Genomic DNA, 16,815 nt, shown 5'->3' on the forward strand with positions numbered 1-16,815 from the left:
TTGAGTGTGAGTGTGAGTGTGACCTAAATGATAAATATTTTCTTTCTTGTGCTGGCGATCGCCAGTTTTTTCCTCGCCGTTTTTTCTGTAGGCGTTATCAAACACAAATTTAGCCAAAAGCTACTGGATATCCCTAATGATCGCAGTTCCCATACGAAACCGACTCCCCGTGGTGGTGGATTGGGCTTTATCATTGCCTTTGCTGTTACCGGATCAATTGCTACTGCATTAGCCACTTACTTCCCTCAACTTCTACCCCGTGAGTTGGCTACCTTTAATCCCATCTGCCTTTGGCTCATCCTTACTCCTCTAGCCCTGATTGGTATTATTGACGATCGCTGCGGTGTCCCAGCGGGGACGCGGTATTTGGTTCAGCTAGCGGTTGCTGGAGTGGCGATCGCTTATTGTGGCTCATTTCCGCAACCTTGGCTCACTCCCTTCGGCTTAATGGGTCAAATTGTAGCAATCGCGCTCACCCTGATCGGCATGACTGCCCTGATCAACTTCTACAACTTCATGGACGGTCTAGATGGTCTTGTCGCAGGTGTCACTGCCGTACAATTGGCCTTTTTGGGGTATTACCTCAATCAACCCCTGTTCTGGCTTTTGGCAGCCGCCTTGCTGGGCTTTCTCTGGTGGAACTGGTCTCCTGCCAAAATTTTTATGGGTGATGCAGGTAGTACAGTTTTGGGAGCTAGTATAGCGATCGCTTTACTCAATACAAACCACAACCCAATCCAAGCTTGGTCAGCCCTAGCGGTTACTTTACCCTTGCTTGGCGATGCCATGTATACCCTCATCCGTCGTCTGATGCGTGGCGAAAATATCTTCAAAGCCCATCGCAGCCACCTTTACCAACGCCTCCAACAAGCAGGTTGGCCTCATGCTCAAGTGGCAAGTACCTATATTGTGGCTACAGGTATTGTCATTTTAGCTATTATCAATTTTGGCTTGATCGGTAGTGGGTTAAGCGCGATTGGAGTAGTCGTGGGAATTGCGATCGGCGAAAAATATTTGCGATCGCATCGTGTTCCTACTCGTTCATCAAAAATAGAGCCATTGCCCAGCGCTTATAGCTTGTCCGAAAAGTAGGATTAAAAGAGGGTTAACCTCAAATAAACACTGATTTCTAGAAGGTTTCTCTGGATGTTGGATAGGTTTTTAATTTAAAAAGAAGCAGGGGAAGCTCATGAAAGGGAAGTTTTATTTTTTTTGTGAGCTTCCAGCCATGATGTTGCTAAAGGACATCCGCAAAAGCTGGACGTAGTCGCTGATAGCAGCAGAATCCAAGCCAAAAAACAATCAAAGAAATAGCTGAGGCAATTCCCCATTCTCCCCAATGTTTAACTTCTCCAGTTAATATCAGATCGCGATAAATTTCTGCGATCGCGGCTAGAGGATTCAACCAAAAAACCCAACCCCGAAACGCTTCTGGAATTATAGAAGCCGGATAGACAATGGGTGTGAGATAAAACCAAAGATTTAAAACAACTCCCAACGTTTGAGGAATATCCCGCAAAAATACGGTTAGCGCTGCTGCTAGATATCCCAATCCAACCGTCAAAAGTAATTGGGGTAACCAAATGAGCGGTAATAGTGCCAAGGTAGAATGCAGGGTATGGGACGATACCGCCACCAACACAATTAAGGCAGCTAAGCCAAATGCGCTCTCAATAAAGGTGGATAAAATGGGTACCAAGGGGAGCAACGCTAGTGGAAATACGACCTTCTTCACCAAATTGGGTTGGCTAATCACCGAACTCGCTGACTGAACCAATCCACCTGTAAACGCTATCCAAGGAAGCAAACCCGCAAATAACCATAATCCGAAGATCACGCTGTTATCTTCTGGCAAGCCCTTGAGGGTTAACTTCACTTTCAAGACAATCGAGAATACATAAGTGTAAATCAGCAACTGTGATAGCTGATTCAACAAAGGCCACAAATTTCCTAAAACTGACCCTTTATATCTTGCCTCTAAATCGCGCCGCACTAAAGCCCGCAGCAAGTCAAACTTTGTCCACCACTGCTCACTTAGGGGCAGCCAACGCCTAACCTTTCCAACTTTACGGACAAGTAACTTGATTTCTTTGAGTAACAATCGCATTTTTGATCACAACCACCACACCACACCACCCATCCCCCTTGAAGTTGAGTCAAACAGTAGAGTTCCCACTGCCTCTGGCTCTACATTGATGGGGGACTATCACTTGTTTTAAGTTTAAGGGTCTAGTCGCTATTAACGGTGATACTCGATAGTGTAAAAATTCCTCCTGTCATGTTTCTCAAGGTGGAAATAGGGGCGATGAGGGGTGAAAAGGGCGCTGTTGCGATCGCTCTATCCAATGTCGTGTTGTGGCTATCTTTTGGCAAAATTGTTAGCTGGGATTAACACATCAAAATTCCACCTTATTGTAAAGCCCCTGATTCCGCTACACTGTGGAATGGTTCATCGTAACGGAAACGATAATGGAGATCGGGCAAAAAGTAAAAGTCTATCGCCTGAGAGATCGGGTGTCTCCGGCGACTGTGAGTAAACTAGGGAAAGTCGGCACCATACAAAATTTCAGAATGACGGATGGTAGCGGCGTTGGCGTTGTTGTTAAATTTGACGACAACTACACAACCTGGTTTTTTGAAGACGAACTCAAACCCGTAGACAATTAACAATGTCCCTGATACTTACCTTCTTGGGTAAAGGCGGCACCGGTCGCACAACGATCGCTATTGCTGCTGCCAAAAAGCTGTCCAGCCTCGGTCAACGCGTCCTTTTGGTAGGACAAGACCCAGGCCCCGCCTTGGGGCTTTTACTGGGAGTACCCACCAGTCCCGACCCTCAGGAAATTGGGGCTAACCTCACAGCCGTACAGTTACACAGTACATTGCTGCTGGAACGGGCTTGGGAAGAGGTCAAAAACTTAGAAGCGCAATATTTGCGATCGCCCACTCTCAAAAGTGTCTTTGGTCAAGAACTGGGCATTTTACCGGGTATGGACAGTGCTTTGGCGCTGAACGCGATTCGGGAGTATGACAAAAGCGGTAAATATGATGTGATCATCTACGACGGTAGTGGTGACCAAGCGACCCTCCGGATGCTGGGGATGCCAGAGGTTTTAAGCTGGTACATCCGCCGATTTCGGAAAGTTGTAGAAGATTCCGACGTTTGGAAATCCTTATCGCCTTTCATCCAACCAGTCACCAGTGCAGTCCTGAATGTGTCCTGGACTGGAGAAAGCTTTGCCAAAGAACCCACCCAGCAGGCTAATACGATACTCGATCAGGGAAAAGCCGCGATCGCTGACCCCAATCGCGTTGCTGCCTACTTAGTCACCAGTGGTGATACAGCAGCCCTTGCCACTGCCAAATTCCTCTGGGGCAGTTCCCAACAAGTCGGTCTTACCGTCGGGGGTGTCCTGCTCAACCAAATCCCGGCGACGGAACCGTTAACGGGTGAATTTGCACCTTTGGAAGTCAGCGCCCTTCCCAAGCTGTCCTCTAGCGATGAGTGGGAACCCCTGATTGATGCCCTGCCCGATTTCAAACAGGCAACACAGGTACCCAGACCCATCACCATAGATATTCTTTCTCGTCAAGTGCAATTGTTCCTGCCCACTTTTGACAAAAAGCAGGTCAAACTCACCCAATACGGCCCGGAAGTCACCATTGAAGCCGGTGACCAACGGCGTAACATAGTGCTGCCCCCACAATTAAGGGGTCAATCGGTCAAGGGTGCTAAATTCCAAAACAATTATTTGACAATATCGTTTTAGTGAAGGACTAATGGCGAATGACAAGTGACAACTCCGCCGAACGTAGCGCCAAAACTCGGCAGCTACTGGGGATGAAAGGTGCTGCCCCAGGTGAAACCTCGATTTGGAAAATTCGCCTCCAGTTGATGAAGCCGATTACCTGGATTCCTCTAATCTGGGGGGTTGTCTGCGGGGCGGCTTCTTCGGGTGGGTATAGTTGGACGCTGGAAGACATTCTCAAAGCTGCTGCCTGTATGTTGCTTTCCGGGCCTCTGATGGCGGGTTATACCCAAACCTTAAATGACTTTTATGACCGCGAAATCGACGCGATTAATGAGCCTTATCGCCCTATCCCTTCCGGTGCCATTTCCATCCCCCAGGTTGTCACCCAAATTTTAGTGCTACTTTTTGCGGGTGTTGGCATTGCTTACCTCTTAGACGTTTGGGCGGGTCATGAATTTCCTAACCTCACCTGTTTGACTCTAGGGGGTGCCTTTATTGCTTACATTTACTCGGCCCCACCCCTAAAACTGAAAAAGAACGGCTGGCTGGGGAATTACGCCCTCGGTTCTAGCTATATTGCCCTTCCCTGGTGGGCGGGTCATGCGTTGTTTGGTCAGCTCAATTGGACAATTGTCGTTTTGACCTTGTTCTATAGCCTCGCGGGATTGGGAATTGCGGTAGTTAATGACTTCAAGAGTGTAGAAGGCGATCGCCAACTCGGTTTAAAATCACTGCCAGTTATGTTTGGTATTGGGACGGCGGCTTGGATTTGTGTTCTGATGATTGATATCTTCCAAGCGGGAATTGCGGGTTATTTAATCAGCATCCATCAAAACCTCTATGCGGCAATTTTGTTGTTGTTAATTATTCCTCAAATCACGTTCCAGGATATGTATTTTCTGCGCGATCCCTTAAAAAATGACGTGAAGTATCAAGCTAGCGCTCAACCCTTTTTAGTATTGGGGATGCTGGTGGCTGGTTTAGCCCTCGGTCATGGTGCCATTTAAGAAAAGGTGTTTATAAAGAACAACAAAAAAAGGTCAATCCCGGAACTCAAAGACTACTGAGCAAAACATAAGCAGCAGTTCCCCCGTAGGTGCAATCCTTTTAAATCAAAGGTGATCGCATTGCATCGAACGGAGGAATTTCTGCTTAAGTTAAATTGTACTGACTTAACTTAAGTTTGTAGTATCACTTTAGCTCAAGTAAGCTTTCGCCTTTTACCTACAAATGCCTTGATTCAGCGTTATTTAGCTTAAGAGAAATCTCCGATTATTTAATATGCTGCAGGTTCAAAAGCTTAAAGCTCTGAAAAAAACTATTCGTTTAATATTTTTACTCATTTTTTTGTTGATATGTTTATCATTTTCTTTTGCCCTTTTAGTTATAAAAGACTTTTCTCAACCCTTAGATGGAATTGAAGACCTGGGGATTTGGGAGTATATGGGATATTACTTCTCTAAAAATCTAAAAATATTACCACTCCCGAATTTAGATTTGACGAATAACCAAGTATTTTATCCATACGGCACGAATAGCGTATTCCAAGGTTGGGGAATTGAAAAAGATACTTTCTATGCCGTTCTATACCTATTATTTGGTATTGGTGCATGGTTACAGATTTACTACTTTTTCACCATATTAGCTATAGTCATAGGAACTTTTTTATTACTATTTCGGGATTATGGAATTCAACGTGCTGCTGGAGCAGCAGTCATTGTCTCTTTTGGTAATTTTTATGCAGTACAGAAGTACCCAATACATTTTGATAATGCTGTAATTCACTGGACTACGCTCAGCTTTATTGCCGATTTTCTTATAGTAAAGAGAGTTACTTTGAGACAAAGCATACCTCTATCAATGATTTTGGTAAGAGCTTGCTTATTGATACTGAGTTTTGGACAGGGGTTAGGATATATAGCTGGATTTGCTTTAGTTTCTTTTACAGTTTCTACTGTTTTTGTTACAACGTTACTAATTTATAGATATTTCAGATATAAACAGAAGTTTAGTAAACTTTTTAAGAGCTTGTTAGAAACCTACAAGCAGGATTTTTTGAAGTCTCCTCACTTGTGTTTATTCTTACTAATTATCACTAGTGTGATTGGCTACCTATATTTACCCTTAGCACTAGAGATTGCCAAGGAAGCTAAAAGCTTTGATTTTAGGGAAATCCCTATGGGTGCCTGGTGGACTAATCCCTTAAGATTGTTTGTTCCTTTACTACCACCAGGTTTAACAGGTTTAATGCCATCCTACTATGAATTAAGTGAAGTATTTGCAAAAATATTTAGAGATTCACCAGCAGGTTCTCTTCCTGGGAGTCCCGGATTGTTTTTAGCTATTATTGGAGTTTTGGGTTTGTGGCAAGCACGTAAAAAAGCCATTATTTTTATCCCATTGATTATTGTATTCCTGCTTTGCCTATCCTATAATCCAGAGTTTTTTCCAACACTGCGCATTTTTCCCTGGTTTGCTTTTAACCGTTTTACTGAGCGTAGTACTAATATTTATCCAGTTATACTTTGTTTATTGGCGTTACATATTAACTTAAATAATCTGCCCTTAATTTTAAAAAAAATTCTTCCATTCCTTTTGGTTATTCTAGCCTGCACTGAACTATATACAGCTTATTATGTAAAGTTTAATTATCAGCCATACTCATTTGATAAAACTTTTTTTGCTTATATGGATTATGTAAAAAAAACACCAGGAGAAGCTGTTTTAGATTTCCCCTTCTGTGCGGTGGGTGGGAATGGAGTAGGTGGAACAGAACTCTGCCCATACTACTTGAAAACTGCTGGTATTTATGGATTGAGAAGATTTCACGAAAAGAAAGTTTTAGGTCAGTACTTTGGTCGCTTACATCCTTCCCAAATTCAGCCATACCTTCAGGCAGGATGGAACAAGCTCTTCTTTCCAGATAATCCATCTCCTCATCTTGCAGTCTCTCAAACACGATGTTTTAGAGCTGATGAGTGGGCTTTCTTTACCGATTTTTATAAGCTAAATGATTTTGCTGGTATTAATCTTTATGTTGATTTATTACCAAGAAATTGTGCTAGTGAATTTTATGAACGATTTGGCAATCCTGCTGTCGAAACAGTAGTTCCAGGAGCAGGTAGAGTGAAATTTTTACCGAAGTCTACTGAATTAAGAAATCAAGTTAACTTAGAATTAGGTACGGCGCTGAAATTTGAACCTTTTCTAAGTTTTTCAGAATCTAATTTAATTAAACCTAACTCAGAAAAGACCTTTTTGGCTATTCGTGGTCTTAATCCTTTAGCAAAAGATACAATTAGCGACTGCCGCTGGGGTTTAGGGCCTGAAAGCAAATTAGAATTCAAACTTCCTCAAAGTCAGACTTTAGCAGTCTCTTTCCGGTTTGATAATCCCATTCCCGGTCAAGATGTAGTGGTTGAAGCAAATGGAGCAACAATCTTAAGATTGGAGCGCATGACAGGAGGCAATACAGTTGATAAAACAATTAAGTTTCAAGGTGTTAAGGGGCTTAACTACGTTACTTTCAAATACAGGTCTTGGAATCACAATAAAATCATACTTGTCCCTAATTATAATCAGCCTATAGCTGTCTTGTTTAGAAAATTGTTAATTCAGCCAGAATAGCCATTGCTTTGGCGTCCTGAACAAACCCCCTAGAAGACCTCACCCAATCTGCGCTAAACCTTTACTATTGGTCAGCGAATATCGAGTAATTGTAAAGATTGGAAAAAATTCTTTGCTGTTGAATGATGCTGTTAGGCTAATTGTCGATCTAAAATTTTAGTGAAAATTGGGTAAGGGCGACTCATGAGTCGCCTAAAGCTATTTGCCAACCGTATCCTAAAAGTCTGGGGCTATAACAACGAAGTCTGCCTATCGCGCTTGCGCTCTTGCTAGCGTGGCAAGCGGACTCAATGCAAGCCTATGGCAACCCTGACCTTTACTACGGTCGCTCTAGCCTTCTCCTCGCGGCGTCAAGACCGGCTTGGTAGCCTTGATCGTAACCCTCTTTGTAGCCTCTATCGTAAGTGTCTTTGCAATTATTTCCGGTCGAACCACTAGCAGTTTTGCAATTTTGGAGACTGGCAAAAGGGATATAAGCCACTCCGCCGCTACCTGGAAGGCTGGTTTTATACTTTGCCCACTCCTGACTACTACCTGATTGGTCTCGCGATGTACCTATTACGCGTATCTCTGTACCGTCTGGGGCGAAACCGAGTACTCTTGAACTTAAAGAGGGACTGGCATAAATAGCCGCTTTCAATTCCTTTAGGCTTGTACCGACCGGATATCCTTAGTCTCGTGTACTCATTGTTGATTGGCTAGAATTTTCCGATAAACCTGAATCGTCTGCTGTGCGATCGCATCCCAACTATAATTCTTCAAAGCATATTCTTGACCCTTCATTCCTCGGCGCTGGCGTTCCCCAGCATCCTGAAGTGACTTGCGTAAGCACTCCGTTAAAGCATCAACATCACACGCACAAACCCAGCCTGCCTGAGTCCTTTCAACCTCTTCCCAAATATGAACTTGGTCAGAAATCACCACAGGCGTCGCAGCAACCATCGCTTCTGCCACTGCAATGCCAAAGTTTTCGTAGTAAGAAGGTAGGACAAATAAATCCGCATCTTGCAATAAAGCCGCCTTCAATTGCCCCGTCACAAAACCCGTAATCGTAGTACAGGAGGACAGAGGAGAAGTCTTAATTCGTTCGGCAATCTGACTTTCATAATCGGGGTCTTGAGGATTTGCTCCTGCTAAAACACAGTGAAAATTAACTCCCTCTGCTAACAGTTTTTCCACTGCTGGTATGAGCAAATTTAGACCTTTTTTGGGGTCAATTCGGGACATAAATAGCAGCAAAGGCTGGTTATCTGAAATACCCAGTTGACGCCGCGCTTCTCCTGGAGGGGGCATTACTAACGGCGTCACTCCTAGCGGAATCACCAAATCTCGTGTCTGAATGCCAAAACGTTCCGAAATCTTGGCCTCTTGATCACTGGTGAAGTGAATACCTGCCGCACCGGCTAAGTTAGATCGTTCCCACAGTGCAGCATAGATTTGCTTGAGTTGCCGCTTCTTCTGTAAGTCTGCTGGGTCAAGAGTGCCTAAGGGACGCAGAATATAGGGTAGGTTTTTGTGTCGTGCGATCGCAGCCGCTGCCGTACTCACAGGCGAGAACAAAGCATGGATATGAGCCAGATCAAATCCTCTGGATTCATACCATAACCATCGCAAAAGGTCAAGGGAAAACTTGTAGCGGCGGAATGGAGAACACCGAAAGTATCGCACTTGATAGCCATCTTGCTCGACGGGTTGATCCAAGGGAACATCCAGGGGTGGTTGTCCCACATCTCCATTCGAGTCAGTTGTGAGTACTGTAACGTCCATCCCCTGAGAGGCTAATGCTGATGAAAGCCCTTTTACCATCTGACTTGGGCCTCCATAAACCAGGGAAATCGAAGGAATAATTTGTAGAATCCGCAGAGGCTGGCTCATCGCTAGTTTATCTCCCTATCAACAGCAGGAGTGGCTTGAAAGGGTAGAACATTCAACTTTCCTTGCCCAATTCCTCTCTAGATCGTGTTCTTAGAGCTACCAAGGACTACCGACTATGGTAAAAGCGGCCCAATAGTAGGGTGAGGAAAAATCCTCATTCCCTATCATGGCTAGTTCTGAGGGTAAAGGAACCGTCTGTGTGGGGGTGTGCAACTGACCCCCTTCCCATCGCACCTGTCCTTTGAGCATCACGATCTGAGCTTGGCGGAGAGCCTCAGCTTTAATGGGTGCCGTTTTCAGTTCCTGATAAAATTGTGTCATCAGCCCTAATGTTCCGGCATCGCTGACCTCCCACAGACTAGCAATCACTGACTTCGCTCTGGCCTGCACGGCTAACCCGGCAAAGCCTAACTCCGCTTGCTTATCTCCGATCGCCGTCTCGCAAGCACTCAACACTAATAATTCTAGGGGTGTCTTGTTCCAAGGGAACTGCCCCATCTGATCCAACGTTAGCTTCTTGTCCCAAAACTGAATGTAAGAGTTGCTCGGTTCTCCGGGTTGGAAGGCGGCATGAGTGGCTAAGTGAATAATTTCATAGGGCTGTGAGGCGTGTTGTGATTGGAGATTGGTTAGGGTGAACTCTTGATTGAGGAAGGATTTCCCTTGCCCTAGGCTTGCCGTAATTGTCGATAATTCTATGGGTACAGCCGGCAAGGGATTTTGGTCTTTAAATTCCGACGCACCCATCGCTAGTACGGGCGACTTTCTCAAATCGGTGTAAACTTTACTGGTTAGTTTGAAAGCCGGAATGCGGGAAAAGCTATACTTTTCTACCAGAAACTGTTTCCCATCATGTAACGCAGCTAGAGGTAAAGTCCGCAAACCGCCACCGACGCAAAACAACAGCGTGTCGATTTTTTGAGCTTGAAGGTCTACCTCTAGTGGGGCAATCATCCACTGATAAAGTTGCTGGGCTGGTGCTCGATATTTGGTAGTGTTTCTGAACACGGGGTTGATCAGATATCGCGTCATCTCTTGGGCTTGCTTTTGCAACTCAGCGCTATTCGCCGCTAAGACACGCTTATGAATCGGTTTACCATCGGGCGTGATCATTATCAGTTCCAGTTGTTGCGGTCGAGGAACCATGTAAATTAGAGCCGGCTTTTTCCCTGTTTGAGTCGCGATTTGCGACAGAGTATCGGCAATTTTCTGGACTGTCATTGAGTCATTTGAGAAATTAGCCCCAAAGTATTCCTCAAAGTCCTTTTCCCAGGTTCGCTCGATCAGCGGCACGGCAACAGAAAGATTATCTCGGTCAAGAGCGAATAAGTGTGCAGGAACAACAGGAATATCCGCTTGGACTTGAAGGATTTGCCCTTGAGTAAGGGAATGGCTGCTAGTAGGGTCAGACTTTGGCTTCAGGGTTCGTGGCTGCACAGGTTCTGCACCCAGCGTTCCCATAAGCTGTAATGCTGCCAGCAATAAGCTAATTCGACTCACGACGGATTTCATAGGCACCTCACGGAAGAAATCCAACTACCTACAAGGGGCTGAAGAAGTGTGAAATGTGAAGGATAAAAAGTAAAGTCTTCTGACGACTGACAAGCTCTAGCCCTGACTTGTTTATGGAGAGTGTGGGGATGGGCTATTTCATCTTTGAGATGTCATCCTTCATCCTTCAGTTGACTGGAGTTAGCTCGTCAACGTTCGAGAAAATCGACAACACCTTCTCTTAGATCAACTATCCTCTGATTTCCGCTCAGGGGTATCGACCTTTGTGAGTATCTCGTATTACAGGTACGCTTAGGGGTTGTAGATCACTATTAAGGAAGCGATCGCCGCTCTTGTAACCCTGTGATTAACTAGCATGACATCGACGCTCTTAAGGCTGCTAACACTGGTGCCGAGTCAATCGCTTGTTGAGCCAGATACAAGAGGTTACTGTTTATTCACCGGGCTTCAACTCTTGGCTGTTCGGCGTCCGTTCTGCGAATTCTTGCCGCCGCATCTGTGTCTGCTGCTTTTTGTAGGCCATTAGGTCCTCCAAGCGAATCCGGCGTAGCATACCCGCTTGAGAGAAGGGGATAGTTCCTGTATCGAGGAGTTGCTCTACATTTTTTGACTGGACATTGAGCAAAGTGGCCGCTTCCCAGATGGTTAAGGGTTGGTGAAAGGTTGTAATGGTTACACTCTTGCTTAAGAGTAACTGATGCACCATTTGACGCAGCAAATGAAATACCGATTCAGGAAGTTCGACTTGCTCACCTGTTGAGGTAGACAGTCGTGGTAATGAGGCCATTTCCCCCTCAATCGGGGTATTTAAAATCTCGTCTAATTTTGCCAACTGAGTCTGCTCTTGCTCTGTAGCAACAATCGGTTCCGGTTGGAAGTCATTGGATGCCATTGCCCTAGTTTCCCATTTTTTGCTCTGCGGTCTAATGTTAGATTCCCCTTAACCGAGGCGATTGCTATCTTTTTGAGACAATATGTGACATCCTCCAGACGCTGACCCTACGGGTACAGCGCTGGCTTCCAAACCTCACGATTTGGCTTTCCTAGTTCTTCCCTTGCGGGATTTCGCCTCTGACCTAGACTGACTTTCATCAATCCCCGGCAGACCGACTGCATAGGCGTTTTCTATTCCGCAGAGTCCCTGCGTACTAATGAGTTCTAAACCACGCAACCTAATAACTTCTGATGCTGCATGATCTCTATCTGTTTCGTACCCACATTCACCGCATCTATGAACGCGTTCGGAAAGTTCTTTCTTGCCCGTATGCGTGTTGCACTTGGGACAAGTTTGAGACGTTCCATCTGGATTGACCCGGAGGAAGTAGATTTGATGCTTCTTAGCCACCCACTCCAGTAGATTGAGAAACTGACCAAAAGCGGCATCCAAGGTGTGTTTTCTCAACATACCCCTGGACATTGCCTTCAAATTCAAGTCCTCAACAAACACCATCCCAATACCTTCATTGGTACACAGATGGTTAGCCAGTTTAAATTGCCAATCCTTCCGAACGCTGGTGATGTGGTTGTGGAATCTGGCAACCTTGATTCGAGCTTTCTCACGGTTCTTAGAACCCTTTTTCGTTCTGGCATACTTGCGTTGCAGCAATTCCAGCTTGCGGTACAAGGATGTCAGGAATCGGGGTCTAGCAATAAACTCTTTATCCGAGGTTGTCAAATACTTGGACAGTCCCAAATCAATACCCAGTGCATCTCCATGAGGTTGAGCATCGGGTATCGATACATCAGACTCAATTGTCACTACGACTTCCCACCTATCGGCTTTCCTCAATACCCGTGCTTGCTTGACTACAAACCCCTCTGGAATAGGTCGATGCAAGTTGATGGGCATCTTCCCCACTTTGGGCAGGCTGATTTGCCATCCCGTAATTGGGTTGGTTTTGAATTGAGGAAACAGCATGGACTTAATTTGTCCAAACTTCTTGAAGCGAGGAAAGCCAAACTTTCTCTGTTGAAAATAATTCCAGGCGTCATGCAATCTACGAATGCTTGTTTGCAGAACTTGAGAAGGGGCTTGTTCCAACAATGGGAACTCTTTTTTCGCTTTGGGAAGTGCGTTCTGTTGAGCGTAATAGGTAGGAAATGGTTTATCGGCTGGAATGATATATTCTCTCTCCAGCGAACAATAATCCAAACTACATTTACGTGAATTGACCCAATCTTTGATTTCTCGCAAAGCATAGTTATAAACCTTGCGAGAAATTTCCAACCAATGCAGCATTGTTTCTTCTTGGTTGGCGTCTGGATAAATTCGGTAGAAGTAGTTCATGATCAGAGTCATGTTGTCAATTCTAACACGAGACTACGGGTCTATAAACTCATATCTAATGCTGGTTTTACCGGAATTGACCGGATAAAATCAGCGACCGGATCTCATACGAGGAGGAGTCCATGTATCCCAGCGCTCACCTTTCAGGTAGAGCGTGGGACTCCCTCACTAAAGCTCCGGCGCTCCCCCAAACCCCCTCAAAAGTTAAATTTATAGCCAAAGGCACCGAAGTTCATACGAGGAGGTAGAGGATTCGGCGCGCTGGGTCGTCGAATATCGCAGAAGGCAGAAGGGATGCATATTGACGGCTCAAGGTTTCAGTATTTGGCGAGAGTCAAGAGTGGCCTTGGCGGCTGCTATAGTACTGCCTTTGGACTATAGACAACAAAAAAAGGACAGGCACAAAAGCCTATCCTTAAAATTAGGAATTTAGCGGAGAAAATTTAGAAGTTCATCTCAGCCGCTTGCACCTTCTCAATCTGCTTCTTCTTCAGAACCAGAAGCGTTTGAGACAGCATAATTGCACCGATGAAGAGCATCAACCACTTCACTCGATTGGGGTCTTGTAAGACAACTTCTTTGTCAGCCTGACCAAATCCACCCACATTAGGATTACTGGTCAGAAGCTCGTTGGCTACTACTTTCTGCCCTTCGGAGACGATTAACTCTGGGCCTGCGGGAATTGTATCAACCACAGTTGCGCCATCTTCGGTCTGAATGGTAACTTCATAGCCACCCTCTTCTGTCTTGGCAATTTGAGAAATCGTACCCGCTTTAGAAGCGTTGTAGACGGTGTTATTGCTCTTGTCGCCTGTGGGGTAAACTTGACCGCGTCCGCGATTAGCGCCTACGTGAACTGGGTACTTACCGAAGTAAATCCCTTTATCTGTTTTAGGGTTTGGAGAAAGGACAGGGAAAACAATTTCTTGGTACTGTTCACCGGGTAGAGGACCCACAATAACCACATTGTCCTCACCGTCTTTGTAGGGTTGGAAGTAAACTCCCCCCACTTTTTCCTTCATCTCTTCAGGAATTCGGTCTTCAGGGGCAATCTTGAAGCCCTCCGGCAACATGACCACTGCACCCACATTCAGACCGCCTTTGGAGCCATCACCCAAAACCTGCTGTGAACTCAGATCGTAGGGAATCTTAACTACAGCCTCAAATACGGTATCTGGCTTTACAGATTGGGGAATTTCCACTTCTGTAGGTTTAGCTGCCAAGTGACAGTTGGCACAAACAATGCGCCCAGTGGCTTCGCGAGGGGTTTCCGGAGCGGTTTGCTGCGCCCAGAAGGGATAAGCCGCAGCTGACTGGGGAAGCGATAGATCACTAACTAATAAAAATGCCAGGGTTGCCAAAGCAAGCACAAGGGTTCTGGTGATTATCCGCTTGCTGAGGACGTTGCACATCACCGATAACGAAGGTGTTCTCATCTTTAAGCCAAAAAACTCAAAACTCATTAAGCTAATCTTGGGGGTTGTCGGTGTGGAAAACCTGACGCTCGCAGGCTCGCTACCGCTACGCTATCAACCGTTAAACCTTCAGCCTTCAACTCTTAAGCCCACCAAGGATCTTCGCCGGTACGGAAGTCGGTCTCTGTCCACTGGGTAAAGGAGAGCTTATCATCTTCGGTGACTGTGGCATGAACCAATGCCAAAGATAGGGGCGCGGGGCCTCGCACTACCTTGCCCTCATTGTTGTACTGAGAACCATGACAGGGGCACATGAACTTGTTCTCGCTGGCATTCCAGGGAACCACGCATCCTAGATGGGTGCAAACGGCGTTGATCCCGTAGTCAGCAACCGCTTTATCTTCGGTGATCACCACGTAGGTGGGGTCACCTTTGAGTCCTTGGGCTAAGGTGCGATCGCCTGCACTATGGCTCCCTACAAAATTACTGACGATAATGTCATTGCCTAAAGCGTCTTTGGCTGTAACACCACCGCCGCCACCCCCACTGGATGGAGGAATGAAAAACTTGACAATGGGATAAAGCGCTCCGACAAATGTCCCCGTTATGGTACCAAATGCCAAGAGGTTCATAAATTGACGACGCCCCATATCAGGAACATCAGCCGAGCCAGAAACTTGAGCCATAACTAAACGCCTAACGGTATATTTTTTTTAACAACTCTGGTAATTTTCCCAGATTTATTAAACCCCGCTCTAAGAATGTAGAGCAATTCAATAGCTAGCAGGGTTGCCAAAATCCTTGCAGCACAAGGATTCACGGCTTGATCTATGAGTATTATTACATTCTTTAACACCGTATCATAAAGTAAAGAAGCGTCATATTTGTAACGAAATGTAAACTCGTGGTTAAGGTAAACAGGGCTATGACAGGACAGGACTTGCGCCAACTCCTGCTCTATAAGTGGGGACGCTCTTATGACATTCAAATCCGACGGACTCAGGGTAAGATCTTTGTTCAGGTCATGTGGAAATACCTGGAACAGGCGTCTTTTCCCCTCTCTGAGGCCGATTATCTAGAGCATTTAGATACCGTGGCTCATTATCTCAACGCTTGGGGCGGAGTAGCACAGGTACAAACTTATATCCAGGAAACTCGCGAACGTCCGCGCCTGGGTAAAGCTGTGAGTATTCCCCTGGAAATGGGTGAGAGGGCATCCGAATGGATGTTGGAAGATTTTTAGCGGTATGGAGATAGAGCGATTCTCATGCGAGTGAGGTATCGATTCACCCTCCCCAACACGGAGAGGGGAGCAAGACTCCGGTTTCCCCTGTCAAGACGTACCCCACCTCGGTGAGAACCGCTATAGCTTCTGTGACAACATTCAATATCGTCACGCAATTCCCTATTGCCTAGAGCTTACTCGCTCTCGGCAAAAGTAACGTTTAAAACCCTCATTTTCCTGAGAGTTTAACTAAACCAATACCCCCAAAGTAAAGACCAATCACAGCACCCGCTAGTAAGCTTTGGGTAAGAGGGTCGGTAGAAGGTGTTAACACAGCTCCCAATACAGTGGCACCGAGGATGATTACGCGCCAACCTGATAGCATTTGCTGCGAAGATACAATTTCTAAATGACCCAATAGAAGCTGAATAATTGGAACTTGAAAAGCCAATCCAGTACTGAACATCAACAGCAATACAAATTCAAAATATTTATCAATTGACCACAGTTGCTCAACAACATCTGCCCCGTAGCTAATAAAGAAATTCAAAGCAGCAGGAATCAGAGCAATGTAGGCAAATCCTAAACCCATGAAGAATAGGACGCTAGAACCTAAAACGACAGGTGCGATTAATCGTCGTTCGCGCCGTGTCAGTCCTGGTAAAACAAACTGGATAATTTGGTAAAGAATAAAGGGACTAGCCACTAATAAGGCGCTGTACCCAGCAACTTTGAGGGAAACAAAGAAGTATTCCCCCGGAGCGAGTTGCAGAAACTTAACCCCTTGAGCTGGAATTTCTAGTAACTTGACAATGGGCTTAACCGCCGCAAAGCAGCCGATGGCGCACACAGCTACAGCAATTAGTGAGTAGAAAATCCGCTGCCGCAACTCTTCTAAGTGGTCGAATAGCGACATCTCGACATCATTAGGCAAGTCATCATCGTCGAGGTAGTTGTTTTCTAGGTCTTCTAAGCTTCTCTGGGATGCATTTTCTACGTCTGAGGAAGGGGTCATCGGTTTGGGTCAGTTCGGGACACGCTAACTATTGTATCGAGGTCAGTCACAGCGCTGAAGTTGGAGGGGCTGGCAGTGCCATTCATCCTAAATCGAATAGCACTGAC

At 45.6% G+C, this 16,815-nt stretch carries 16 protein-coding genes; 7 read left to right on the forward strand and 9 right to left on the reverse strand.

What is annotated here, in order from left to right:
* Nucleotides 1-27 precede the first annotated feature (27 nt).
* Nucleotides 28-1,092 (forward strand): glycosyltransferase family 4 protein, encoded by a 1,065-nt coding sequence (locus NDI48_04690; GenBank protein MEP0830504.1) that lies wholly within the window; start codon nt 28-30, stop codon nt 1,090-1,092.
* Between the two features lie 145 nt (nt 1,093-1,237).
* Here the strand turns inward: NDI48_04690 and NDI48_04695 are convergent, their stop codons facing one another.
* Nucleotides 1,238-2,107, reverse strand: coding sequence for an ABC transporter permease (locus NDI48_04695; GenBank protein ID MEP0830505.1), 870 nt, complete (start codon nt 2,105-2,107; stop codon nt 1,238-1,240).
* A gap of 138 nt (nt 2,108-2,245) precedes the next feature.
* On the opposite strand from NDI48_04695, the gene NDI48_04700 reads away from it, so the two are divergent.
* The 5 genes from NDI48_04700 (at nt 2,246) to NDI48_04720 (ending at nt 7,379) form a co-directional block, all read left to right on the forward strand.
* Complete coding sequence (locus tag NDI48_04700; protein ID MEP0830506.1) at nt 2,246-2,392, forward strand: hypothetical protein; 147 nt, start codon at nt 2,246-2,248, stop codon at nt 2,390-2,392.
* 77 nt (nt 2,393-2,469) lie between these two features.
* Complete coding sequence (locus NDI48_04705; GenBank protein MEP0830507.1) at nt 2,470-2,667, forward strand: DUF2862 domain-containing protein; 198 nt, start codon at nt 2,470-2,472, stop codon at nt 2,665-2,667.
* 2 nt (nt 2,668-2,669) lie between these two features.
* The gene (locus NDI48_04710; GenBank protein MEP0830508.1) at nt 2,670-3,770 is read left to right on the forward strand and encodes an ArsA family ATPase; all 1,101 of its coding nucleotides are present in this window, start codon (nt 2,670-2,672) and stop codon (nt 3,768-3,770) included.
* Between the two features lie 17 nt (nt 3,771-3,787).
* On the forward strand, nt 3,788-4,759 hold the full coding sequence (chlG, locus tag NDI48_04715) for a chlorophyll synthase ChlG (GenBank protein ID MEP0830509.1): 972 nt from the start codon (nt 3,788-3,790) through the stop codon (nt 4,757-4,759).
* A 274-nt stretch (nt 4,760-5,033) separates the two neighbouring features.
* Nucleotides 5,034-7,379, forward strand: a complete 2,346-nt coding sequence (locus tag NDI48_04720; protein ID MEP0830510.1) for a hypothetical protein — start codon at nt 5,034-5,036, stop codon at nt 7,377-7,379.
* Between the two features lie 319 nt (nt 7,380-7,698).
* On the opposite strand, the gene NDI48_04725 is transcribed toward NDI48_04720, so the two are convergent.
* The 7 genes from NDI48_04725 to NDI48_04755 all read right to left on the reverse strand — a co-directional run bounded on the left by NDI48_04725 (nt 7,699) and on the right by NDI48_04755 (nt 15,154).
* Nucleotides 7,699-8,019 (reverse strand): hypothetical protein, encoded by a 321-nt coding sequence (locus NDI48_04725; protein ID MEP0830511.1) that lies wholly within the window; start codon nt 8,017-8,019, stop codon nt 7,699-7,701.
* Nucleotides 8,020-8,063: 44 nt separating this feature from the next.
* Nucleotides 8,064-9,242 carry a hormogonium polysaccharide biosynthesis glycosyltransferase HpsP gene (hpsP, locus tag NDI48_04730; protein ID MEP0830512.1) on the reverse strand — a complete coding sequence of 393 codons (1,179 nt, stop codon included), beginning with the start codon at nt 9,240-9,242 and terminating at the stop codon, nt 8,064-8,066.
* A 108-nt stretch (nt 9,243-9,350) separates the two neighbouring features.
* Nucleotides 9,351-10,766 carry a CHAT domain-containing protein gene (locus NDI48_04735; GenBank protein MEP0830513.1) on the reverse strand — a complete coding sequence of 472 codons (1,416 nt, stop codon included), beginning with the start codon at nt 10,764-10,766 and terminating at the stop codon, nt 9,351-9,353.
* Nucleotides 10,767-11,199: 433 nt separating this feature from the next.
* A complete protein-coding gene (locus NDI48_04740; protein ID MEP0830514.1) occupies nt 11,200-11,658 on the reverse strand; it encodes an excisionase family DNA-binding protein in 459 nt (152 codons plus the stop codon).
* A 135-nt stretch (nt 11,659-11,793) separates the two neighbouring features.
* Nucleotides 11,794-13,065 carry a transposase gene (locus NDI48_04745; protein MEP0830515.1) on the reverse strand — a complete coding sequence of 424 codons (1,272 nt, stop codon included), beginning with the start codon at nt 13,063-13,065 and terminating at the stop codon, nt 11,794-11,796.
* A gap of 431 nt (nt 13,066-13,496) precedes the next feature.
* Nucleotides 13,497-14,489: an apocytochrome f gene (petA, locus tag NDI48_04750; protein ID MEP0830516.1), complete on the reverse strand. Its 993-nt coding sequence runs from the start codon at nt 14,487-14,489 to the stop codon at nt 13,497-13,499.
* Nucleotides 14,490-14,611: 122 nt separating this feature from the next.
* The gene (locus NDI48_04755; protein MEP0830517.1) at nt 14,612-15,154 is read right to left on the reverse strand and encodes a cytochrome b6-f complex iron-sulfur subunit; all 543 of its coding nucleotides are present in this window, start codon (nt 15,152-15,154) and stop codon (nt 14,612-14,614) included.
* A gap of 239 nt (nt 15,155-15,393) precedes the next feature.
* Between NDI48_04755 and NDI48_04760 the strand changes: the two genes are divergently transcribed.
* Nucleotides 15,394-15,711: a DUF3067 family protein gene (locus NDI48_04760; GenBank protein MEP0830518.1), complete on the forward strand. Its 318-nt coding sequence runs from the start codon at nt 15,394-15,396 to the stop codon at nt 15,709-15,711.
* Nucleotides 15,712-15,922: 211 nt separating this feature from the next.
* On the opposite strand, the gene tatC is transcribed toward NDI48_04760, so the two are convergent.
* Nucleotides 15,923-16,708 carry a twin-arginine translocase subunit TatC gene (tatC, locus tag NDI48_04765; protein MEP0830519.1) on the reverse strand — a complete coding sequence of 262 codons (786 nt, stop codon included), beginning with the start codon at nt 16,706-16,708 and terminating at the stop codon, nt 15,923-15,925.
* Between the last annotated feature and the right edge of the window lie 107 nt (nt 16,709-16,815).

The sequence above is a fragment of the Microcoleus sp. AS-A8 genome (assembly GCA_039962225.1).
Taxonomy (GTDB): domain Bacteria; phylum Cyanobacteriota; class Cyanobacteriia; order Cyanobacteriales; family Coleofasciculaceae; genus Allocoleopsis.